General features: G+C 67.1%; 20 protein-coding genes. 10 read left to right on the plus strand and 10 right to left on the minus strand.

The genetic code is table 11. The features are described from left to right. The first annotated feature begins 5 nt into the window (after positions 1 to 5). Positions 6 to 2,504, plus strand: a complete 2,499-nt coding sequence (locus CFB43_RS36285; protein ID WP_089498858.1) for a xanthine dehydrogenase family protein molybdopterin-binding subunit — start codon at positions 6 to 8, stop codon at positions 2,502 to 2,504. A 74-nt stretch (positions 2,505 to 2,578) separates the two neighbouring features. On the opposite strand, the gene CFB43_RS36290 is transcribed toward CFB43_RS36285, so the two are convergent. Further along, positions 2,579 to 4,126, minus strand: coding sequence for an MFS transporter (locus CFB43_RS36290; protein ID WP_256990198.1), 1,548 nt, complete (start codon positions 4,124 to 4,126; stop codon positions 2,579 to 2,581). On the opposite strand from CFB43_RS36290, the gene CFB43_RS36295 reads away from it, so the two are divergent. Then, entirely contained in the window at positions 4,082 to 4,954 is an 873-nt protein-coding gene (locus CFB43_RS36295; protein WP_089498860.1) for a LysR family transcriptional regulator, read from the plus strand. The genes CFB43_RS36290 and CFB43_RS36295 overlap by 45 nt on opposite strands. A 125-nt stretch (positions 4,955 to 5,079) precedes the next feature. On the opposite strand, the gene CFB43_RS36300 is transcribed toward CFB43_RS36295, so the two are convergent. After that, the gene (locus CFB43_RS36300; protein ID WP_089498861.1) at positions 5,080 to 6,003 is read right to left on the minus strand and encodes a LysR family transcriptional regulator; all 924 of its coding nucleotides are present in this window, start codon (positions 6,001 to 6,003) and stop codon (positions 5,080 to 5,082) included. A 67-nt stretch (positions 6,004 to 6,070) separates the two neighbouring features. On the opposite strand from CFB43_RS36300, the gene CFB43_RS36305 reads away from it, so the two are divergent. Then, entirely contained in the window at positions 6,071 to 6,688 is a 618-nt protein-coding gene (locus CFB43_RS36305) for a LysE family translocator (RefSeq protein WP_089499076.1), read from the plus strand. Positions 6,689 to 6,773: 85 nt separating this feature from the next. Here CFB43_RS36305 and CFB43_RS36310 read toward each other — a convergent pair whose 3' ends face one another. Then, positions 6,774 to 7,406: an FMN-dependent NADH-azoreductase gene (locus CFB43_RS36310; RefSeq protein WP_089498862.1), complete on the minus strand. Its 633-nt coding sequence runs from the start codon at positions 7,404 to 7,406 to the stop codon at positions 6,774 to 6,776. Between the two features lie 132 nt (positions 7,407 to 7,538). Between CFB43_RS36310 and CFB43_RS36315 the strand changes: the two genes are divergently transcribed. After that, positions 7,539 to 8,417: a LysR substrate-binding domain-containing protein gene (locus CFB43_RS36315; protein WP_089498863.1), complete on the plus strand. Its 879-nt coding sequence runs from the start codon at positions 7,539 to 7,541 to the stop codon at positions 8,415 to 8,417. 119 nt (positions 8,418 to 8,536) lie between these two features. On the opposite strand, the gene CFB43_RS36320 is transcribed toward CFB43_RS36315, so the two are convergent. Then, positions 8,537 to 10,012 carry a coniferyl aldehyde dehydrogenase gene (locus CFB43_RS36320; protein ID WP_089498864.1) on the minus strand — a complete coding sequence of 492 codons (1,476 nt, stop codon included), beginning with the start codon at positions 10,010 to 10,012 and terminating at the stop codon, positions 8,537 to 8,539. Positions 10,013 to 10,111: 99 nt separating this feature from the next. Between CFB43_RS36320 and CFB43_RS36325 the strand changes: the two genes are divergently transcribed. Beyond that, positions 10,112 to 10,765: a TetR/AcrR family transcriptional regulator gene (locus tag CFB43_RS36325; protein ID WP_089498865.1), complete on the plus strand. Its 654-nt coding sequence runs from the start codon at positions 10,112 to 10,114 to the stop codon at positions 10,763 to 10,765. Between the two features lie 131 nt (positions 10,766 to 10,896). Beyond that, positions 10,897 to 11,580 (plus strand): type 1 glutamine amidotransferase domain-containing protein, encoded by a 684-nt coding sequence (locus tag CFB43_RS36330; RefSeq protein ID WP_089499077.1) that lies wholly within the window; start codon positions 10,897 to 10,899, stop codon positions 11,578 to 11,580. A 23-nt stretch (positions 11,581 to 11,603) separates the two neighbouring features. On the opposite strand, the gene CFB43_RS36335 is transcribed toward CFB43_RS36330, so the two are convergent. The 4 genes from CFB43_RS36335 to CFB43_RS36350 all read right to left on the minus strand — a co-directional run bounded on the left by CFB43_RS36335 (position 11,604) and on the right by CFB43_RS36350 (position 15,426). Then, on the minus strand, positions 11,604 to 12,095 hold the full coding sequence (locus CFB43_RS36335; protein ID WP_089499078.1) for a MerR family transcriptional regulator: 492 nt from the start codon (positions 12,093 to 12,095) through the stop codon (positions 11,604 to 11,606). Positions 12,096 to 12,224: 129 nt separating this feature from the next. Next, positions 12,225 to 13,469, minus strand: a complete 1,245-nt coding sequence (locus tag CFB43_RS36340) for a saccharopine dehydrogenase family protein (protein WP_089498866.1) — start codon at positions 13,467 to 13,469, stop codon at positions 12,225 to 12,227. Between the two features lie 43 nt (positions 13,470 to 13,512). Continuing rightward, positions 13,513 to 14,430, minus strand: a complete 918-nt coding sequence (locus tag CFB43_RS36345; protein ID WP_089498867.1) for an acetoacetate decarboxylase — start codon at positions 14,428 to 14,430, stop codon at positions 13,513 to 13,515. Between the two features lie 333 nt (positions 14,431 to 14,763). Then, the gene (locus tag CFB43_RS36350; protein WP_089498868.1) at positions 14,764 to 15,426 is read right to left on the minus strand and encodes a glutathione S-transferase family protein; all 663 of its coding nucleotides are present in this window, start codon (positions 15,424 to 15,426) and stop codon (positions 14,764 to 14,766) included. Between CFB43_RS36350 and CFB43_RS36355 the strand changes: the two genes are divergently transcribed. Then, positions 15,367 to 16,530 carry a helix-turn-helix transcriptional regulator gene (locus CFB43_RS36355; protein WP_256990199.1) on the plus strand — a complete coding sequence of 388 codons (1,164 nt, stop codon included), beginning with the start codon at positions 15,367 to 15,369 and terminating at the stop codon, positions 16,528 to 16,530. The genes CFB43_RS36350 and CFB43_RS36355 overlap by 60 nt on opposite strands. Positions 16,531 to 16,734: 204 nt before the next feature. On the opposite strand, the gene CFB43_RS36360 is transcribed toward CFB43_RS36355, so the two are convergent. After that, positions 16,735 to 17,379, minus strand: a complete 645-nt coding sequence (locus tag CFB43_RS36360) for an HD domain-containing protein (protein ID WP_089498869.1) — start codon at positions 17,377 to 17,379, stop codon at positions 16,735 to 16,737. Between the two features lie 168 nt (positions 17,380 to 17,547). Here CFB43_RS36360 and CFB43_RS36365 point away from each other — a divergent pair, with 168 nt between their 5' ends. Beyond that, complete coding sequence (locus tag CFB43_RS36365; protein WP_089498870.1) at positions 17,548 to 17,955, plus strand: DUF3224 domain-containing protein; 408 nt, start codon at positions 17,548 to 17,550, stop codon at positions 17,953 to 17,955. Positions 17,956 to 18,160: 205 nt separating this feature from the next. On the opposite strand, the gene CFB43_RS36375 is transcribed toward CFB43_RS36365, so the two are convergent. Beyond that, positions 18,161 to 19,399, minus strand: a complete 1,239-nt coding sequence (locus tag CFB43_RS36375) for an SfnB family sulfur acquisition oxidoreductase (RefSeq protein ID WP_089498872.1) — start codon at positions 19,397 to 19,399, stop codon at positions 18,161 to 18,163. A gap of 292 nt (positions 19,400 to 19,691) precedes the next feature. Between CFB43_RS36375 and CFB43_RS36380 the strand changes: the two genes are divergently transcribed. Both CFB43_RS36380 and CFB43_RS36385 read left to right on the plus strand, forming a co-directional pair. Beyond that, positions 19,692 to 20,969 carry an acyl-CoA dehydrogenase family protein gene (locus CFB43_RS36380; RefSeq protein WP_089498873.1) on the plus strand — a complete coding sequence of 426 codons (1,278 nt, stop codon included), beginning with the start codon at positions 19,692 to 19,694 and terminating at the stop codon, positions 20,967 to 20,969. Next, positions 20,966 to 22,360 carry an LLM class flavin-dependent oxidoreductase gene (locus CFB43_RS36385; RefSeq protein WP_089498874.1) on the plus strand — a complete coding sequence of 465 codons (1,395 nt, stop codon included), beginning with the start codon at positions 20,966 to 20,968 and terminating at the stop codon, positions 22,358 to 22,360. Before CFB43_RS36380 ends, CFB43_RS36385 begins: the two co-directional genes overlap by 4 nt. Positions 22,361 to 22,553 lie beyond the last annotated feature (193 nt).

Below are 22,553 nucleotides of genomic sequence, written 5' to 3' on the forward strand. Positions count from 1 at the left end.
TGACCATGCGTATCCGCACTGCCGGGCGCCCGGCGAACACCCCCGCCCCCGCCGCTGCCTCCGACGCTTCGACCGTCACCGGAGCCGGTGCTCCGATGCTCGGCCGGCGCGACTTCCTGAAACTCACGATGGCGGCGAGCGGCTGTCTCGCGCTCGGCATCAAGCCGACGCGCGCCCGCGCCGAAGCCGGCATGACCCTTCGGACCTCGCCGCCTCAAGCATTCCTGATCATCGCACCGGACAACACGGTGACGGTGGCCGTCAACCGGACCGAGTCCGGCCAGGGCGTCAGCACCGCGCTGCCGATGGCGCTGGCCGACGAACTCGATGCCGACTGGCGCAACGTGCGCACCGTACTCGCGCCGGCGGGCGAACCGTACAAGGATCCGGTGACCGGGATCCAGATGACGGGCGGCTCGACGTCGATCAACCATTCGTTTACGCAATACCGCGAACTCGGCGCGTCCGCGCGCGCGATGCTCGTCGCCGCGGCCGCCCGGCGCTGGAACGTCGATCCGGCCACGTGCCGGACCGCGCAGGGCATCGTGACGTCCGGCAGCCACACCGCGACCTACGGCGAACTCGCGGCGGACGCGATGGCGATGCCGGTGCCGCAGCACGTGCCGCTGAAGTCGCCCGACCAGTTCCGCATCATCGGCAAGCCGACCCCGCGCGTCGATTCGCGCGCCGTGCTCGACGGAACGCTCAAGTACGGAATGGACTGGCGCCTGCCGGACATGATGGTGGCCGTGGTCGCGCGCCCGCCGCGCTTCGGCGGACAGGTGGCAAGCTACAACGCGGTGGCGGCCCGGGCCGTCAAGGGGGTGGTCGAGGTCGTCGAAATCCCGACCGATCGCGGCGGCACCGGCGTGGCCGTGATCGCGAACGGCTACTGGCCTGCCAGGCTCGGTCGCGACGCGCTGCAGGTCACGTGGAAGGACACCGGTTCGACCGTCACGTCCGCCGAACAGATGCAGGCATACAAGCAGCTCGCCGGCACGCCCGGCACCGTGGTGCGCACGGCCGATGCCGGCAACGCGCCGCCGGCGGCCACGCGCATCCGGCAGGACTACGAATTTCCGTACCTGGCTCATGCGCCGATGGAACCGCTCAGTTGCACGGTCGACGTCGGCCCGCCGAGCTGCGCGTGCGGGATCAAGATCTGGGGCGGTTCGTCGATGCAGACGACCGATCGCGCCGCGGTCGCGAAGGCACTCGGTGTCGCGCCCGAGAAAGTCCAGATCTTCACGATGATGTCGGGCGGTGACTACGGCCGGCGCTCGACGCCCACGTCGGACTACGTGATCGAAGCCGCCCATGTGTCCGCCGCGTACCTGGCAGCCGGCCACCTGGGCCCGGTCAAGACCATCTGGACGCGCGAGGACGACCTGCGCGGCGGCTATTACCGCCCGATGGTGCTGCATCGGGTCGACATCGGCGTCGACGGCAGCGGCGCGGTGCGGGACTGGCAGCACGTCGTCGTCGGCCAGTCGGTGCTGAAGGGTTCGCCGCTCGAGCGCACGACGATTCGCAAAAGCGGCACCGATCCCGACCTCACCGAAGGCGTGGCGAACAGCCCGTACGGTTTCCCGATGCAGGTCTCGGTCCATCAGCCGGACGTCGACGTGCCGGTCCAGTCATGGCGCTCGGGCGGCAATACGCACACGGCGTTCGTGATGGAGACGCTCGTCGACGAACTCGCGCACGCGGCCCGCCAGGATCCGGTCGCGTACCGGATGGCGCGGCTGTCCGGCCCCGAGCACACGCGCCATCGCCAGGCGCTCGCGCTGGCCGTCGACAAGTCGGGCTACGGCGCGCGCACGCTGCCCGCCGGGCATGCGTGGGGCGTCGCGATGCACGAAACCGCCGGCACGGTCGTCGCGTATGTCACCGAGGTGTCGATCGAAGCCCAGCAACCGCGCGTGCACCGCGTGACGGCCGGCGTGCATGCCGGCCGCATCGTGAACCCGACCGGCGCGGAAGCGCAGATCCAGGGCGGTGCGCTGTTCGGCCTCGCGACGACCAAGCCGGGTTTCGCGATCGACGTCGAGCATGGTGCGGCCCGCAACGCCGGCTTCGCCGACTACTCGCCGGTGCGGATGCAGGAAGCGGCGCCGGTGGACGTGTTCTTCGTCCCGTCGGACGCGCACCCGACCGGGTTGAGCGAGGCCGGCGTGCCGCCGATCGCACCGGCGGTCGCCAACGGCGCGTTCGTCCTGACCGGCGAGCGGATGCGCGCGTTGCCGTTCGCGCCGATGCTGGTCGCGTCGACCGCGCCCGTGATGCCGGCGGCGGCGGCGCCAGTGGAAGACGATCCGTACGCCGACCTGCCGGCCGGCGGTTGCCGGATGCCGCACAAGGCGAAGACGGCCACCGTGAAGCCGAAGGTCATTCAAAGCCAGGCTGGCGTCGGGCAAGGCAGCTCGGTGCCCAGGTTTCTCCGTCCCAAGCGGAAGGCAGGCATCCCGTGCCTCGACGATCTCAAGAAGCCGACGACGACCTGATGCCCGTGATCGGTTTGGCGAGCCGAATGCCGGAATGGGAGGAGGCGTGCGCGCGGCCGCGTTCATCGGATAGGTCACTGACGTTGAGGGCTCGCCCCGCGAGCCCGAATCCCGCGCGCCGCCGCCTGCCCCAGATTCCGCCAGGCCATCACCGCACCCGCCACCAGCAACAGAACCGAAACGATCAACGCCCGCTCCATCCCAAGGACAAACGCCACACCCCCTGCCTCACGAACGAAGAAGCCGAACAACGCGACGCCCATCACGCCGCCCACCTGTCGCGCCGTATTCAGCAACCCCGACACCACGCCTGACCGCGCGCCGCTCACGGCAGCGAGCGCCGCGTCCGTGATGGTCGGTATCGTCAACGCGATGCCGCTGCCTGCCAGCAGCATCGGTATCGCGAGCAACCCGTTGGATTGCGCGGCGATCGCCGGCCACATCGCCAGATAACCGAACGCTGAAATCGACAACCCGGCCGTCGCCAGCGTGCGCGCGCCCAGCCTGCCGGTCAGTCGTCCGGCGACGATGCTCATGACCATCAGCACTCCCATCATCGGCAGAAACGCGACACCCGCGCGCACGGGCGTCATATGCCAGACCGACTGAAACAGCAGGCTCAACGTAAAGACGATGCCGTAGAAAACCAGGTTCGCGATCGCACCGATCACGATCGAGCTGCGGACGATCCGGTCCTGCCACAACCCGGCCGGCAGCATCGCGTGCGGATTGCGCGCTTCCAGCCGGACGAACGCGATGCCCAATGCAACGCACGACGCGAACGCACTCACGATGACCGGACTGCGCCATCCCAGCGCACTGATCTCCGTCGACGCGAACGTGAGCGCCGCCAGCGCAAACGCACCGGTCAGTTGCGCGGGGAGATCGAGACGCCTGCCGCCCTGCGCTTGCGTGTCGGGCGCGAACCGCCACGTCATCCAGATACCGGCGATGCCGACCGGCACGTTGACCAGGAAAATGCTACGCCAGCCGACTGCGGCGATGAGCAACCCGCCGGCCAGCGGCCCCGCAGCCAGCGCGATGCCGCCGCCGGCGCCCCACCAGCCGATCGCGCGGCTACGCGCTGCCGCGTCGTCGAAGGCGAGACGCAGCACGGCCAGCGAGTTCGGCACCAGCAGCGCAGCGCCGATCCCCTGAACGAGACGCCAGGCGATCAACGCGCCGATGGCATGCGCGGTGCCGCACCCGATCGACGACAGCGCGAAGATCGCGTAACCGGCAATGAACACGCGCTTTGCCCCCAGCCGGTCGCCGAGCGCGCCCGCCATCAGCAGGGTCGCCGCGAACACGAGCGCATACGCGTTGACGACCCATTGCAGGTCGGTGAGCGCGGCGCCAAACGCCGTTCGCAACGCATCGAGCGCAACGTTGACGACGCTGACGTCGATCAGGACGACCGCATAACCGAGGCACGCCGCGGTTTGAACCCGCCGCGGATGAGGGGTGGATGAGGTCTGCATCGGCAATCCTTCGCATTCGGAGGATTGAAGCGTAGAGGATCGCCTTCTGTGCGAATATTCCGCAAAACAGCACAGCAGCCTGGAGAAAATGCACCGATGTTCGACTGGGAAAACCTGCGTTACTTCGTTGCCGTCGCTCAAGCGGGGAGTCTTTCCGCCGCCGCCCGGCGATTGAACGTCGACCACGCGACAGTCAGCCGTCGCCTGGCCGCACTCGAATCGGAATTGAAGATGCGCGTGATCGACAGGTTGCCGCGCGCGTGCCGGCCGACTGCCGCCGGCCGGCAGATCCTCGAATTCGCCGGGAAAATGGAGGAGCACGCGTTTGCAATCGAGCGCCTCGCGCTCACGGAACACCTGCCGATGCACGGCACCGTGACGATCAGCGTGCCGCCCGTGCTCGCCAACAATTTCTACGCGAATCATCTGTATGCGTTCGCGCAAATGCATCCGGGCATTCGGCTGTCGATGGCCAGCCAGGCGCAAAGCGTATCGCTCGCCCGTCGTGAAGCGGATATCGCCGTGCGCCTGTTCCGCCCCGAGGAGCCGCAAAACGTGACGCGCAAGCTGGGCGAGATGGCTTTCGGGCTCTATGCGAGTCGCGACTACGCGCACGCGTCGACGCCTGACGATTGGGCGTTCATCTGCTACGACGCGCAATTCGCGGAAATGCCGCATCACAAGTGGCTCGAGTCGATCGCTCGAGGTCGCCGCATCGCGTGCGAAGTCAGCGATATCACGACGCAGCAGGTCGCGGCCCGCACGGGCATCGGCGTAGCGGGCCTGCCCGTGTTCATGGGTGATGACGATCCGGGGTTGCAGCGCTTGCCGTTCGACGGGGAACCGTACGCCCGCGACATCTGGCTGGTCGTGCATGCCGATCTCCGGCATTCGCCGTCGATTCGCGCGGCGATCGACTTCATCGCTGACGTGACGGGCAGGACCTTCGCGCCGGATTCGAGGCAGTAGCGACTGCGTATCGCCGTGGCGTGCGATACCGGGCGATGGGATCGATCGCGATGCCTGCGCCGAGCCTCACCACGCCCCTTCCTGCGGGCGCGCGGCGTCAACCCTATCTGCACACACACGCGCCATCAAACCACCGCCCTCAACCACCCCAGCACCTCCGCCTGCGCACTCCCCGCCGCCACCGGTTCCGGCGTCAACAAGCAGTAATCCGAACCATCCTCGACGAACCCCATCGGCGCGACGAGCACACCGCTTTCGATGTCATCGCGAACGAGGTGCCACGGGCCGATCGCGACACCGAGCCCCGCAACCGCCGCCTGCAGACTGAAATAGAAATGGTCGAACGTCTGCCCGCGCCCGCCCGCGGCCGGCTGGTTCGCCGCCACCGCCCATTCCTTCCACGCGTCCGGCCGTGTCCGCGTGTGCAGTCGCGGAACATCCGCCTTCAACGATCGACTGCCACGACGCGCGGAAAACCATGCATCGACCTTATCCGGCCGGCAGACCGGCCCCACCTGCTCCGCGAACAGCCGCTCCGCGTGATAACCCGCCGGCCACGCAAAGTCATTGCGTCGAATCGCCATGTCGATGCCGCTGTCGAATGAGAACGGACCGCCTGCGGCAGCCAGGTGAATGTCGACGCCCGCATGCCGCGCCTGAAAATCCGGCCAGCGCGGAATCAGCCAGCGCATCAGGAGCGTCGGTTCGCACGACAGCACCCAGCGCCGCGCCCGGGCAGCCTCGGTACGCAATGCCTGCGCGGCGTGACGCATCAGCCCCAGCCCGTCATGGACGGCCTGCGCCAGCTTGCGGCCCGCATCGGTCAGGAACACGCGACGGCTGCGCCGCTGGAACAGCGCGACGCCCAGGTCGTCCTCGAGCAATCGCACCGCGCGGCTGACCGCGCCATGGGTCAGGCACAGCTCGTCGGCCGCACGACTGAAATTCTCATGACGCGCCGCCGCCTCGAAGCAACGCAGCGCCATCAGCGATGGCAGGTTCGTGCGAACGGACTGTGAGTCAATCTCACCATGCTGGTCAGAAATCATCGCTTTTCCCGATGGAACATGACCCATAAGATTGCGCCATCAAGCCATCAATCGCAAGGACAAGACGATGACCGAACTGATAGTTGTAGTCACCATCACGCTGCTGGCCGTGATCAGCCCGGGGCCGGACTTCGCGATGGTCACGCGCAACAGCCTGATGCTGTCGCGCCGCTCGGGCGTGCTCACCGCGCTGGGTATCGGGCTCGGCGTGACGGTTCACGTGAGCTACACGCTGCTGGGCGTCGGCCTGCTGATCCGCCAGTCGCTGTGGCTCTTCAATGCGGTCAAGCTGGTCGGCGCGATCTACCTGGTCTACCTCGGCGTGAAGATGCTCATGACGAAGGCCGGCAACGGGCAGGCGGATGCACCGGCCGCACCGTTGTCCGACCTGGCCGCGCTGCGCACCGGCTTCCTGACCAATGCGCTGAACCCCAAGACCACGGTGTTCATCGTCAGCCTGTTCATGCAGGCCGTGCGGCCCGACACGCCGTTGATCGTGCAGATCGGCTACGGCGCGTTCATCGCCGTCGCGCATGCCGGCTGGTTCAGCCTGGTGGCCCTGTGCTTCTCCGCGACGGCCGTCCGCGATCGCCTGCTGGCGCTGCGGCACTGGATCGACCGCACCTTCGGCTGCCTGCTCGTGGGCTTCGGCGTCGCGCTCGCCATCGCGCGCGGCGGGCGCTGACTCGACACGGCGCGCCACGCGCCGATGCAACCGACCGGCGCGCTTCGCGGGCGCGCCTGCGCGCCGGATGCGCCACTCGGTCGCTTTAGAACGTCCGCGCGATCGTGCGGGCTTCGTCGATCGCACGACTGCGATCGACCGCGCCGTCTGGACCGGACAAGGTGCGCTCGACGACGATCCCGGTGACGTCCTTCACGCCCACGAACTTGAGCCAGGTCTCCATGTACGGGCGCTGAAGATCGAATTCGGCCGCCGGCGTAAATGAGCCCGGCGACTGATAACCGAGCCCACGCGCGTAGACCACCGCCGCCTTTTTCCCGGCCAGCTTGCCGGCGAAACCTGTGCCGTCGAACGTGAACAGCACATCCTTCTGCGAGATCGCATCGATCAGGTGCTTGAGTTTGTACGGAATACTGAAATTCCACAGCGGCACGCCGAACAGGAGCTTGTCCGCCTCGTGGAACGGCGCCGCGAGCTGCTCGATCCGTTGCCATGCCGCCGCCTGAGCCGGCGTCAACGCGTTGCCGCTCAGTCCTGCATATTTCGCGGCCAGCGCGGCTTCGTCGAATTCGGGTATCGCCAGATTCCAGATGTCGAGCTTCTGTATCTCGTGATCGGGATGCGTGTGGCGGTACGCATCGAGAAAGGCATTGCACACGTCGATGGACGCCGAATAGTCCTTGTTAGGTGAGCCTTCGATATAGAGCACGCGTGTCATGAAACCGGTCCTTGCCGAAAGTGACAGCGACGCGCGGGATGCGCGATCGCCCACTGCCCTTCGCAGCCTATCGGATCGACCTATAATCCGGAAACGATATGAATTGATCGAATTAACCCGAATTGGTGATCAATGAACCCGCCGCTCGACACCTCACTGCTTCATACGTTCGTCGCCATCGCCGACGTGCGGAGCTTTACCGGCGCAGGTCGCAGGCTGCATCTCAGCCAGTCCGCGGTCAGCGCGCAGATCGCTCGCCTCGAGGAACAGGTCGGCCGGGCGCTGCTCGCCCGCAATACGCGCAGCGTGACGCTCACCGAGCATGGCCGGATGCTGCTCGGCTACGCGCGCGCGATGCTCAACCTGAGCGAGGAAGCGCGGACGAAACTGGGCAGCGGCAACGCAGTCGATGTCACGCTGCGCATCGGCGCATCGGAGGATGTGGCGGGAGGCTGGCTGCCCGACGTGATGCGCCGTCATGGCGCCGCGCGGCGCGGCTTGCGGCTGAATCTGACGGTCGACATCGGCGACAGCCTGTTTCAACGGCACGCCAACCGCGAATTCGATCTCGTGATCGGCAGCCGATGCGCGCACACGGGCCAGGGCGCGACGTTGTGGCGCGAGCCGCTCGTCTGGGCGTTCGCGCGCCACGAGCCGCTGCCGGAAGGCGATGTGCCGCTCGCGTGCTTCCCCGATCCGTGCCCGTACCGGGGCGCGGCCGTCAAGGCGCTCGCGCTGGCCGGCATGCCCTATTTCATCGCGTGCGAAAGCCCGAGCGTCACGGGCATCCGCGCGTTCGCGCGCGCCGGCATCGCGATTGCGCCGGTGCCGCGCAGCGCGATCGACGACACGCTCCGCGAGCTGGGCGTGCCAGAAGGCTTGCCGGCGCTGCCGGACATGGAATTCGTGATGATGCATGACGCGGGAATGCCGGCCGCCGCCGAATTCGCCGCGACGCTTGTCGATGAAACCGCCATTCGCAACGGGGCCGGCGCGCGCAACCGGCCCTAGCGGGCAGTTCGGTCACGGCCGAGGTTCGATCACAGGCACTTACCGACCCATGCACGTTCGACCACAACGGCGCGCTGTGTGCGAAGCGGCCGCGCGCCGGTCGCGGTGCGTCGCCGGCCTCAGCGCTTCGCGCTCAATCCCGCCCGCGCGCCCGCCGGTTCCCGGCTGCGCCCGAGCAGCGCCGCCAGCGACAGATCCGCGAGCTTGCCGAACGGCGCACGCAGCAGGCTCGGCAGGTTCCAGCGCCCCAGCACGAACACGCCCTTCGCATGGCTCATCGCGCGGAATCCCTCGATGCCGTGATACGCGCCCATCCCGCTCGGACCGACGCCGCCGAACGGCAAGTCTTCCTGCGCGACATGCAGGAGCGTGTTGTTGATGCCGACATTGCCCGACGTGGTGCGCTTGAGCAACGACTCGCAGTCGCTGTCTCGCGCGCCGAAGTAATACAGCGCAAGCGGCCGCGGACGCGCATTCACGTAGTCGACGACTTCGTCGATCGTGCGATACGTGCGCACCGGCAGGATCGGCCCGAAGATTTCTTCCTGCATGACGGTCGTATCGTCGCCGGCGCCGACGATCAGCGTGGGCGCGAGCGTGCGCTTGCGGGTGGCCGCCTGCTGCGGATTCACGCCCGCCTCGATCACGCGCGCGCCCTTGCTGCGCGCTTCGTCGACGAGGCGCTTCAGGCGATCGAAATGCCGGTCGCTGACGATCGACGTGTAGTCGGGGCTGGTCGGCCCGCCCGGATAGAAGCGCGCGACTGCCGCATCGTATTGCGCGACGAACGCGTCGAGGTCGTCTTCATGTACCAGCGCATAGTCGGGCGCGACGCAGGTCTGCCCGCCGTTCGACAGCTTGCCGAACACGATGCTGGACATCGTCCGGCCGTCGACGTGCCCTCTCGCGACGATCGCCGGGCTCTTGCCGCCGAGCTCGAGCGTCACCGGCACCAGGTTGTCGCTGGCCGCCTTCATGACCTTGCGGCCCACCTGCGTGCTGCCGGTGAACAGCAGATGATCGAACGGCAAGCCGCTGAAGGCGGCGCCGACTTCCGGGCCGCCGAGCACGACCGCGACTTCCTCGCTCGGGAAAGTTTCCGCGAGCATCCGGCGCATCACCTCGCTGGTGCGCGGCGTCAGTTCCGACGGCTTGAGCATCGCGCGGTTGCCCGCGGCCAGCGCGGTGGCCAGCGGAATGAACGTGAGCGCGAACGGGTAATTCCACGGCGCCATCACGCCGATGACACCCAGCGGCTGGTATTCGACGTGCGCCTGCCCGGCCCGGTAAAAGATCCCGACGTGCCGGCGCTGCGGCTTCATGAAGCGACGCAGGTTGCGCGTCAGGTAGTCGATCGCCTGGATCACGCCGACCAGTTCCATGATCGCGGTCTCGTGTCGCGAGCGATGCCCGAAATCGGCGCTGACCGCCTCCTCCACTTCGCTGCGATACGCGAGCACCACCGCACGCAGCCGCGCGAGCCGCGCCTTGCGCTGCGGCACGCTCGGCGGCCCCTCGCTGACGAATGCGTTGCGCTGGCGAGCCAGCAACGCCGCCGGGTCGAAGCTCGAGCTGGATTCTGCGGAAACGGCCATGGTGCACCTCACGAGGTTGCGTCGATGTGGACACTGTCAACTTGCATGCGGCGGATCATAGGCTCACAATGTGTTCCCTGTCAACATGGGAGCAACGCGATGTCGTCGGATGAGGCTGCGGACGCCGGGCAAAAGGCTTATCACCACGGGGATCTGCGGCGCGCGATCATCGACACGGCGCTCGACACGCTGCAGGAGCAACAGGGCTGGCAGTTCACGCTGCGCGAAATCGCGCGGCGCGCGAACGTCAGCCACTCGGCGCCGTACCGGCATTTCCCGGACAAGGCCGCGTTGCTGCACGAGCTCGCGCTGATCGGCTTCGATCGGCTGAACGCAGACCTCGCCGCGTCCGTCGATCCCGCGGCGGATGCACCTGACGTGCTGCGCGCGCTCGCTTACGCCCATCTCGCGTTCGGGCAGCGCAACCCGGATCTCTATCGACTGATGTTTGCCGCGGATGCCGGCGAGCCCACGGACATCCATCTCGATCCGCGCGTGCAGGCGCCGTTCCTGCTGGTCGTCGAGATCCTGGAACACGGCCAGCGCGCCGGCACGATCCGCCCGCGCCCGGCGCTCGGCCAGGCGACCGCCTGCTGGGCGCATCTGCATGGGCTGACGATGCTGGCGATCGACGGGCGGCTGGTGCGCGAGAAGGTCGGCGATCACGCGATCGAAGATGCGCTGACCACCTTGCTGGACGGTCTCATGCTGCCCGTCAGCCCCGCGCGGTCCGCGAAGACGAAAAGGCCTTGACCTTCAACTTCGCTTAAAGGTTATGGTTTGCGTCGGCAGCGTATCGAGGCCATGAGTATGGGTACTGCCATCCGACAATCCGGCGGCGCGTCGACGACGTCCGCCCGTGGCCGATGAAAGGGAACCGCATCATGAGCAAGCGCATCCTTCACGTGGTCAGCAATGTCGCGCACTACGCCGATCCGTCGCAACCGACCGGCCTGTGGCTGTCCGAGCTGACCCATGCCCATCACATCTTCGCGGCGAAAGGCTATGAGCAGCGGCTGGTGAGCCCCAAGGGCGGCGTGTCGCCGCTGGAGCCGCGCTCGCTCAAATGGCCGCACGCCGACGCCGCCGCGAAAGCGTGGCGCGCCGATAAGGCCAATGAAGCGCTGCTCGCCACCACCGCGCGCCCCGACGAGATCGATCCGGCCGATTTCGATGCGATCTACTTCACCGGCGGCCATGCGGTGATGTGGGACTACCCGGACGACGCGGGGCTGCAGCGGCTCACGCGCGAGATCTACGAGCGCGGCGGTGTCGTGTCGTCGGTCTGTCACGGCTACTGCGGACTGCTGAACACGACGCTGTCGGACGGCTCGCTGCTGGTGGCCGGACGCCGGATCACCGGCTATTCATGGGTCGAGGAAATCCTGGCCGGCGTCGCGAAGAAGGTGCCCTACAACGTCGAGGAGCAGATGCAGCAGCGTGGCGCACGCTACGAGAAGGCGCTGCTGCCGTTCACGTCGAACGTCGTCGTCGACGGCCGGCTCGTGACCGGCCAGAATCCGCAATCGGCGAAGGCGACCGCGGAACAGGTCGTCGCGTTGCTGTGATGGGATGCGCCGGCGCAATGCCGCTAGGCGCGGGGCGACCGGCGGCGCACGACCGCATCATCGCGATCGGCGGCGGCAGTCGCAGCCTCGCCGTCACTGCCCTCCGCCGCATGCCCCGGCGGGACGCGCGACAGCAATTGCTTCGCATGGGTTGCACAATCGACCGACTCCGGTTTCGCGGCGATGGCGGCGATCAGCGACACGATCTGCGCCTTGCTTTGCGCGAGCCGCGCCTCCAGCGCCTCGATGTCCCGCACCTTGCCGCACAGCGCATCCAGTAACGAAGCGCAGGGCCACTGCGCGAGGTCGGCCGGCATCAGCGTGCGAATCTCGTCGAGACTGAAATCCGCCTTCTGCGCGGCCGTGATCAGGTCGAGCACCGTCACCGCTTCCTGCGGATAGGTGCGATAGCCGTTCGCTTCGCGCTCGACGAGCGTCAACAGACCGATGCGTTCGTAAAAGCGGATGCGCGAAGGGGTCAGGCCGGTGCGTTCCGCCAGTTCCCCGATCTTCATGTTCCGATACTCCCCGGCCGGATCGCATCCGGCCATCTGTCCCGTCGTGACTGTCCGTTGTCTCCCGATGTTGTTTCGCAATCCGATCTTTATCGGCTTCCTGTCGAATGGCGAGCGAACGGCGCGCGCTCAAATCACTTCGAAATGCAGGCCCGCGTGGTGAACCAGACGCTCGATATAGCGCGCGTCGAAGATCGTCGCGGGCGTCCAGAAACCGCCGCCGCGGCCGGTCTTGACGCCGTCGCCAACGCAATCCAGCGCGAGACTGATCGCGGCCTGGCCGAGCATCTTGCCAGTGGAGCCGTAGCCCGGATCGCGGTCGCCGGTGACTTTCACGCGCAGGGTCTTCCCGTCGTCGGTACGGCCGAAGAAACGCAGATCGTAGCGGCCGGCCAGTTGCGCCGCGGCGCTCGGCCCCTCGCCGGGTTTCGGCAGCAGGAAGCGCTCCATCAGGCCGCGCACCGGCTTGATGATGACACCCACCATGAACGCGCCGAGACCGGCCACCATCGTCACCGCGGTCAGTCGGCCCTTGAGGCCCGTACCCGTCATCACCGCTTCGTCATACGTGAAGCGGCTGCCGTACGCGTTGCCGGCGAGCGCATTGGAGCGATGCACGACACGCTCGTTGATCGCCGCCATCACGAACGGGGCGATCCACGCGTCGAAGTCGCGATCGAATGCGGCGGATCGCACCGCATGCTGGCGGGCCGTGAAGCCATGCCCCTTCGGGCACAGCGAATACGGATCGAGCAGTTCCCGGCGCAACGCGGGATCGGCCGCCGCTTCCCGGACGACGTTGATCACGCTCGCCACCGTGCCGCCCGACGCGCCGCCCTTCAGCGTTTTCACCCGCATCTTCACCTGCGCGGCCGGCACGCCCCACTTCTGTTGCGCCTGCTGCTGCAGGAAGAACACGCCCATGTCCGACGGCACCGAATCGAAACCGCAGCAATGGACGATGCGCGCGCCGGATTGCCGGGCCGCGGGCTCGTACCTGTCGATCATCCGCTTGATCCATTGCGTCTCGCCGGTGAGGTCGCAGTAGTCGGTGCCGGTTTCCGCGCAGACCCTGACCAGCGGCTCCCCGTAAAGCGCATAGGGGCCGACGGTGGACACGACCACCCGCGTCTGCGCGCAGAGCGCGCGAAGCTGCGCTTCGTCGGCCGCGTCGGCGACGATGATCGGCACCGACTGCCCCGCCGCGCCCAGCGTATCCCTGACCCGCCTGAGCTTCGCTTCGGAACGGCCGGCGATGGCCCAGCGCAGCGTTTCGCCGCTGCCTGACAGGTACTCGGACAGGTAGCGGGCGAGGATCTGCCCGACGAAACTGGTGGCGCCAAATACGACGAGATCGTGGGTCGGACGGGTCATGGGCGATTCCTTCGGCGCGGGCGTGCCGCGAAGTGGCGTGGCGTCAGCGTGGTTTTCCGGGTTCATCGAAGGCCTTCAACGGGGTCGGCAGGTTCAGCACCAGCTGCGCGTCCTTCACCACGTCGAGACGCAGGAGGGTGGACGCGCCCAGCCCGTCGAGCAGCTGGCTCAGCGGGCCGCCGTGCCGCACGAGCTCGACGTTGCGCGGCAGCGGGCGCTGGGCGAACGATAGCGCATTCGTCTGCACGAATGTCTGGTGCCATTCGCCGTCGATGCGGTTGATCATCGTCGACGTGCCCATGTGCGACTGCGACGCGACGTTCGTCAGCTCGGGCATCGGCACGCTCAGGCTCAGGTCCGGCCGGCCGCCGGGGCCGGCAATGCGGGCGGTGGCGGTGGCACCGAGGCTCACGTCGATAGCGGCGAGCCACTTGGGCAGTTGATAGCCGTGCACGCCGCGCACCCGCGCGATTTCCGTGGTGACCGGCAGCGCGAGCACGTGCGCGAAGAAGCTCCGGCGCCGCATCGAGTCGATCAGCTCGAGCGCGTGCGACCCGGTCGCGCCGGGCCGGCGGATCACCACCGCGACCGACACTTCGTCATACGGATCGTTGTCGCACACCGAATACGAGAAGAAGGTCAGCGCGACCAGCCCGTACCCGGGGAGCGCGCGCAGCGGCTCGAGCGGCACCGGCAGCGTGGTCCGCAGGCGTTCGAGCGGGGCAAGGAACAGCAGCTGAATGCTGCTGGAACGGTAGTAGAAATTCGGCGCCCAGGTCGGGCCAACCCGCGACGCGACCTGACGCTTCGGAATCCGACGGAAAAAGTCGATGTCCCCCGCCGCGGGATCGCGCGCCACCTCGTCGAGGTCAGGATTCATCCGGAACCGGTCGTAGTACCCGCCTTCGGGCACGTCGACCTTGTGTGGGCCGAATTCGGCCTGTGTAAACCGCCTGTCCATGTTCGTTGCCTCTCGTCGATGATCGACCGTGGCAGGCAACGCCCGATGCCCGCTGACTCACTGCCGTCAGCAAGCACTCTAAGATTTAAGTCAACTTTAAGGTCAAGGCCCCGAGTAGAGGGGCACGTCGGATTGCGTTTGAGCGACTGGCCGGCGGGCGTCCCGCGGGAGCCCAATCACTTGGCGCCCATGCGACGGCGCTTGCCGCGTATCGATAGCTCGCGTGGCTTACGCAACCGCACCCATCACCCGGCGTGTGCACGCCCGGCCATCCTTCCGCTCGAATCGCAGACTGAAGGTCGTCCACTCCGCAAGGCCGGAGGCCGGACGGTGCTAGTCGAGCCCGCGAAGAAAATCGGGAACCGCTTCATCGATCGAGGCAAGATAGCCGGCCATCGCGCCGGCGACCTTGCGCACGGCAGGGCGTGCCGTCATCCGCTCACGCCACACGAGCAGGCGGGGCGTTTCGTCCGTCATCGGTGCGCCCTTGCGCGCGCCGAACAACTGCGCCATGTAGAACGCGATGTCGGCATAGGAATACGTTCCGGCCAGAAACGCGCGATCCGCCAGCACGTGCTCCATACGCCGATAGTATTGCGCCGCCGCGGCGCGTGCAGCCTGTGCGGCCGGATCGTCCGGTGTCTCCTCCAGCCCCATCAGCCGGACGACATGCGGAAAATAGATTTCGTCGCTGCAGTGTTCGAGCTGACGCGCGATCGCGCGCGCCGCCGGATGCGCCGGCCATAGCGCGGGATCGGGCTTCAGATCTTCGAGATACTCGAAGATCTGCGTGGAATCGAAGAGTTCCAGATCGCCGTCGATCAGCACCGGCACCTGCCGCTTCGGGTTGATCCGCAACACGTCCGGATGTTTGGGATCGTAGCCGCGACGCTGGCTGAACGGCACCATCACCAACTCGAAGTCGATGCCCTTCTCGTGCGCGGCCATCTCGACCTTCGCGCCAAACATGCTCAGCGGCCCGGAAATGATCTTCATCGTTTGATCCTCTGTGGTGTCCTGATGCGCAACCCGCGTCGATGCAACAGATCGGGAATGCGGAAAAGCATAAGCCCGAAAACACGACACCTCATGTCACGTATTTGCGGTAACGTGTCGTTCATGAAAGCGAGCCGCCTGTTGTCGATCATGATGATGCTGCAAGCGCGCGGCCGGATAACCGCACCGGCGCTCGCCGAAGCATTGGAAGTATCCGAGCGCACGATCCTGCGCGACATCGACCAGCTCTCCACGGCCGGCGTGCCGATCTGGGGCGATCGCGGCCGCAACGGCGGCTTTCAGTTGAGCGATGGCTGGCGTACCGATCTCACCGGCCTTACCGAGCACGAAGCGCACGCGCTGATTCTGGCGGGCTTGCCCGGGCCGGCGAGAGAACTGGGCCTCGACGGCATGGCGACTTCCGCGCGGCTGAAGATGATCGCGAGCCTGCCGCCCGGCTCGCGCGAGCATGCCGATCGCGTCGCCAGCCGGCTGCACGTCGACACCGTCGACTGGTATCGCGCGCAGGAAACGCCGGCATTCCTGCGTGAAGTGGCCGATGCGGTGTGGGGTACGTATCGTATCGACGTGAAATACCAGAGCTGGCGCGGCGTGTCCCGCCGCGCACTCGAGCCGCTCGGCCTGGTGCTCAAGGGCGGCGCGTGGTACCTGGTTGCCAAGGTGGCCGGCAAGCCCGGCGCACTCACGTTCCGGCTCGCGAATATCCTCGAACTCGATGCATCGCGCCGCCGCTTCAAGCGGCCCGCGCGATTCAACCTCGCGACGCACTGGCGCGACGCGATGGGCCGGTACGAAGCCGACCTCAATCGGCTGACCGCCCATATCGCCGTGTCGCCGCGCGGCGAAACCTGGTTGGCCAACGCGCGGATCAAGGCCGAGCCTGTCGCGCAGGAACAAGGCGACACGGAGGTGCCGCCGGGATGGAAGACGTTCCTGATGCCGATCGAATCGATCGAGCACGGCGCGCGGAAACTGCTGGGGTTCGGCGCGCACGTGAAGATCCTCGGGCCGCAGGCGCTCAAGGAGCAGTTCATCGACGAGTTGGCGCAGGTGCAGGCGCTTTATCAGCCAGGTGACGATTGAAGCATCGCGTTGCGCACCGACGTGGTCACGACGATTCGAAACAATGGAACCGTTGAGTCTTCGTCAAGTTTGAAGTCGTGCGTTTCAATGCAACGTAGGTTTCGCGGGCAGAGCAGGATGATCCTCTCGCGTCGACACGACCGTCATCCGCATCGGGCCCTGCGCGTCGGACACCGTCGGGATCTGAAGGCCGCATCGGCACAATCAGATTTCGTCGGAAAACTCGTCGAGAAAGCGCTGCAATCGATCGCGGCGCACGATCGCCATACGCGTGCCGGTGAAGGTCTGAAAACCGGTTGAAAGCCTCAGCAGTTTCGTACGGAAGTGATCGATCGCGAATCGCGTGTCGTCGAGTTCCCGTGCAGATGCATGCGGATCGGCCGGGTCATACAACGCGCTGCCCAGCCGGCCCGCGACATAGAAACACCGTGCGACGCCCACCATGCCGATCGCATCGAGCCGGTCGGCATCCTGCAGCACCTTGGCTTCAATCGTCTTCGGCGCGACGCAGGCCGAAAAACTGTGCGCCTCGACCGCGTGCGCAACCGCGTCGATCTTCGCATCCGGCCAGTCCAGCGACTTCAGCACCTGCCGGGCCTTTTCCGCCGACAGCCGCGATGCCTGCGCGCGAAGTGGCGAATCCTTCTCCACCGCCACGCAGTCGTGCAGCAGCGTCGCCGCAAACAGCACCTGCGCGTCGCCGCCCTCCTGCGCGTGGATCGCGGCCGCGTTCTTCCATACGCGTTGCAGATGCGACGTGTCGTGCGAGCCGTCGCCATTGGCATCGCGCCAGTGCGCCAGCAACGCGTTGGCCAGATCCTGAAAGGGTGCGAACGCAGGGAAAGTCATCGGGGAAAGCGGTCGAGGTCGGGATGCCGATTATCGCCGCAAGCGCCGCACGGCATACGATCCGCAATCCGATCCGCCGTCGATTCCGGCCTGTCAGGCAAACCGTTACCTCCGGTGGCACCCGGTTGACTTATAGTGCGGGTTGCCAATTCGACGAGGAGCGCTGCAATGACACTGCTGGCCAATGGTCCGTTTGAAGTGAAGCTGAATCCGGAATCCCTGAGTGCCGTCGCGGAACCGACCGGCCTCGGCCGCATGTCGCTGGACAAGCAGTATCACGGCGACCTGGAAGCCGTCAGCCAGGGAGAGATGCTCGCGTTTCGAAGCAGCGTCCAGGGCTCCGCCGGGTATGTGGCGATGGAAACCGTGCAAGGCGCGCTGGGCGGCCGCCACGGCAGTTTCGTCCTGCAGCACAGCTCCACCATGACGCGCGGGCAGCCGCAGCAGTCGATCACCGTCGTGCCCGATTCCGGCACCGGAGAATTGCTGGGGCTCGCCGGCTCGATGATCATCATCATCGACAACGGCCTGCATTCGTACCGCTTCGACTACACGTTGCCGGAATCGCCTCGGTAAGCCGGCTGATGCAGCCGATGCGGCTGCTTCGTGGTGTCGCCGCGCCGGGGCAATGACGCCCGCCATGCCGCATTCATCTGCCCGATACCCGGCAATCGCACTTCGACGCAAGCATGGCCGGTTTCGCTCGTGAACACGCAGATGCGTTCGACCGCGGTGACGCACTCATCCGTCACCGAGCCATGACACCACGATCGTCACGCGTTCAGTTCCATGCATGGCGCGCCGGCCGTACGCCGTTCAGGTAGTAGTTGCCGACGAGGTGATATTTCCAGCGCACCGGATCGTGCAGCGTATGCGTGCGTGCATTGCGCCAGTGCCGGTCGAGGTTGTGCTCGGCCAGCGTCGACTGCGTGCCCGCCAGCTCGAACAGCTTCTCGCCCGCGAGCAGCGCGATCTCCGTCGTCAGCACCTTCGCCTCGCCCACCGCCACCGATGCACGCGCGACGTCGTCCTCGGTCACGTCGCCGCGCGCCGCGATCTCGTCGAGCGTCCGCGCCGCGCGCTCGAGCAGCGCCTCCGCCGCATGCAGCTGGATGTGCAGATGGCCGACCTCGCGAATCGTCAGCGGATCGTCTGCCGCCCGCTCGACGCCGCTGTCGACCCACGGCCGCGTGCGCGAGCGCACGAACGCCAGCGTATCGTCGAGCGCGGCCTTCGCGATGCCCGCGTCGATCGCGGCCTGGATGATCTGCGACAGCGGGCCGTTCAGCGTCGGCAGGTCGGACACGCGCTGCGCCGGCAGCACGTGCGACGCCGGCACGCGCACGTTGTCGAGCACCACGGTGCCGCTCGCGGTGGTCCGTTGCCCGAACCCCGACCAGTCGTCGATCACGGTCAGCCCCGGCGCGGGCTGGCGAATGTACGCGAGCCAGGCGTGGCCCGTGTCGTCGAGGCCGAGCACCGGCACGTAGTGCGCGAACAGCGCGCCGGTCGAATAGAACTTGGTGCCGTCGACGACGTAATCGTCGCCGTCCCGCCGCACGCGCGTCTTCAGGTCGAGCACGTGCTTCGTGCCTTTCTCCGAAAAGCCGTTGCCGAACCGCTTGCCGCTCAGCACTTCCGAGAACAGATGGCGCTTCTGCGCATCGGTGCCGGTCAGCGCGATCACGTCGACCAGCCCGAAATGATTCTGCGGCAACTGACCGAGCGACGGATCGGCCGCCGCGACGATCTTCACCACCTCCGTCAGCGTCACGTGCGACACGCCCGCGCCGCCGTATGCCTTCGGCACGGTGATGGCCCACAGCCCCGACTGCGAGAACCATTCGATCTCGTCACGCGGCAGCCGGCGCTCCCGGTCGCGCTCGGCCGCCCCTTCCGCGAGCCGCTTCGCAAGTGCATGCGCGGCCGCGATGGCCTGCGCGTCATTGGCGATCACGTGCGCCGCTTGCGGTTGCGTATCGGCCGGCCGTTCCTGGATCGTGGCGCTCGTCTCTGACATCGGGCTCTCCTGCTGATTGACGGAAGCATTCAATCTAGCAGCGCCGCGCACGCCGGCAAACCGAGCGATTCGCACAACGATATTCCTTCGCATGACAAACGATGCGGTGCGCGGCCCGCAATGCACCGCGCGTCAGCGACGATATCGACGTCCTGGCATCGACGCCACGCCGCCTCGCCCGCGTAATGCCCGGTGACGATAACGATGTACGAATCCGTTATTGGATCGTCCGAAGCAGGCTTCCTATACTGGCCTGCCGGCATCGACGGCCCTGCCTTTCAAGGATCACCGCATGACTTCGTCTCCCGCAGCAACCGAACTTTCCACCGGCGCCGACTATGACGCGCTTGCCAGCCGCTTCAGGCCGATCTTCGAACGCATCGCGGCCGGCACCGCGGAACGCGAACGCCGCCGCGAGCTGCCGCACGAGGCGATCGGCTGGCTGAAGGCCGCAGGCTTCGGCGCCGTGCGGCTGCCGGTGCGCGATGGCGGCGCCGGCGCGTCGCTGCCGCAGCTGTTCCGGCTGCTGACCGAGCTCGCTACCGCCGATTCCAATCTGCCGCAGGCATTACGCGGGCACTTCGCGTTCGTCGAGGACTGGCTGAACGCGCCGCCCGGCGCCGATCGCCAGACGTGGTTCGACCGCTTCGCGACCGGCCAGCTCGTCGGCAATGCATGGACGGAAACCGGCGACGTGGCGCTCGGCCAGACCATCACCAAGGTATCCGAAAAGAATGGCCGGCTCGTGCTGAACGGCCGGAAGTTCTACAGCACCGGCAGCCTGTTCGCCGACTGGATCGACGTGTTCGCGCAACGCGCGGACGACGGCAGCGACGTGATCGTCGCCGTCGCGACCGCGCAGCCCGGCGTGATCCGCGAAGACGACTGGGACGGCTTCGGCCAGACGACGACCGGCAGCGGCACCACGCGCTTCGAAGATGCGACGGTCGACGCGCGGGACGTGATCGACTTCGCGCGCCGCTTCAAGTACCAGACGGCGTTCTACCAGCTCTTCCACGTCGCGACGCTGGCCGGCATCGGCCACGCGATCGTGCGCGACGCAGGCGACCTGGTGCGCCGCCGCACCCGCGTGTACAGCCACGGCAACGCCCCGCGCGCGGCCGACGACGCGCAGCTGCAGCAGGTGATCGGCGAGATCGCGTCGTGGGCCTATGCGGCCGACGCGCTCGCGCTGCGCGCCGCGCAGCCGCTGCAACGGGCCTACGAAGCGCACTTCGATGGCGACGAGGCGGCCGAGCACGATGCAAACGTCGCGGCCGAGATCGAATCCGCACAAAGCCAGCTCGTCGTGTCGGACCTCGTGCTGCGCGCGGCGACGCGCCTGTTCGACGCGCTCGGCGCGTCGGCGACCCGCAGCACGACGGCGCTCGATCGTCACTGGCGCAACGCGCGCACCGTGTCGTCGCACAATCCGCTCGTCTACAAGGCGCGGATCGTCGGCGACTGGGTCATCAACGGGCGCACGCCGCCGTTCGTCTGGCAGATCGGCAACGGCCCGGGGGCGAGTTCAAACGCGAACACGCACGCAGAAACAGGAGCCGCCCAATGAGCAAGACCATCCGCTTCAATGCGTTCGAGATGAACTGCGTCGGCCACCAGTCGCCCGGGCTGTGGGCCCATCCGCGCGACCGGTCGTGGCAATACAAGGATCTCGACTACTGGACCGACCTCGCCCGTGTGCTCGAACGCGGGATTTTCGATGCGATCTTCATCGCGGACGTGATCGGCTACTACGACGTCTACAAGGGCAGCAATTACCACGCGCTGCACCAGGCCGCGCAGATCCCGGTCAACGATCCGCTGCAGCTCGCCGCGCCGATCGCGATGGCGACCGAGCATCTCGGCATCGGCATTACCGCATCGACGACGTTCGAGCACCCGTACACGTTCGCGCGCCGGCTGTCGACCGCCGACCATCACACGAAGGGCCGGCTCGCGTGGAACATCGTCACGTCCTACCTCGAAAGCGGCGCGAAGAACGTCGGCGACAACGGCCTGCGTACCCACGACGACCGCTATGCGGTCGCGGCCGAATATGTCGAGGTGCTGTACAAGCTGTTCGAGGGCAGCTGGGAAGACGGCGCGGTCGTGCGCGATCGCGCCGGCCGCGTGTTCACGCATCCGGAGAAGGTGCACGAGATCGGCCACAAGGGCCGTTTCTTCGACGTGCCCGGCTACCACCTGTGCGAGCCGTCGCCGCAGCGCACGCCGGTGCTGTTCCAGGCCGGCGCGTCCGGCCCCGGCAAGGCATTCGCCGCGCAGCACGCGGAATGCGTGTTCGTCGCCGCGCCGACCCGCCCGCAGCTCGCGCGCTACGTGGCCGACGTGCGCGCACAGGCCACGGCCGCCGGGCGCGACGCGAGCAAGGTCCTGATCTACAACCTCGTCACCGTGATCGTCGACGAAACCGACGAGAAGGCGCAGGCCAAGTTCGACGAATACCGCAAGTACGTGTCGTACGACGGGTCGCTGGTGTTCATGTCCGGCTGGACCGGCATCGACTTCGGCCAGTACGCGCCGAACGACCCCGTCCGGCGCGTCGAAACGAATGCGATCGTGTCGGCGGTCGAGCACCTCGCGGGCGGTGACACCGCGTGGACGATCGAGGAACTGGCGGCCTGGGGCGGCATCGGCGGCCTGGGGCCGGTGTTCGTCGGGTCGGCGGAAACCGTCGCGGACATCCTGCAGGAATGGGTCGCCGCCACCGACGTGGACGGCTTCAACCTCGCGTATGCGGTGGCGCACGAAACCTTCGAGGATGTCGTGCGTTATCTCGTCCCCGAGCTGCAGCGGCGCGGCGTGTATCCGACCGGCTATGCGCCGGGCACGCTGCGCGAGAAACTGTTCGGCGGGTCGGCGCGGCTGCCGGACGAGCATCCGGCCGCGCAGTATCGCGACATCGAGCAGGTCAAGCGCGATGCGGAGCGGGTAGCTGCCTGAGCGTGACGACCATTCGGCGGCTGGTCGGCCCGCAGTGTGCGGGCCGGCCGGCTTCACGATGAGCAACAACTGGTGCGTCGGGCCACCACGCGCCCAGCACGCCGCCACCTGATCACCCCTCTCTCCTCATTCGACACCCGATGCGGGCTGTGCTTCCGCGCTCGTCCATCGAGCGGGCGAAACGTGCGGCTGC

It is taken from the genome of Burkholderia sp. AU15512 (genome assembly GCF_002223325.1).
Lineage (GTDB): Bacteria > Pseudomonadota > Gammaproteobacteria > Burkholderiales > Burkholderiaceae > Burkholderia.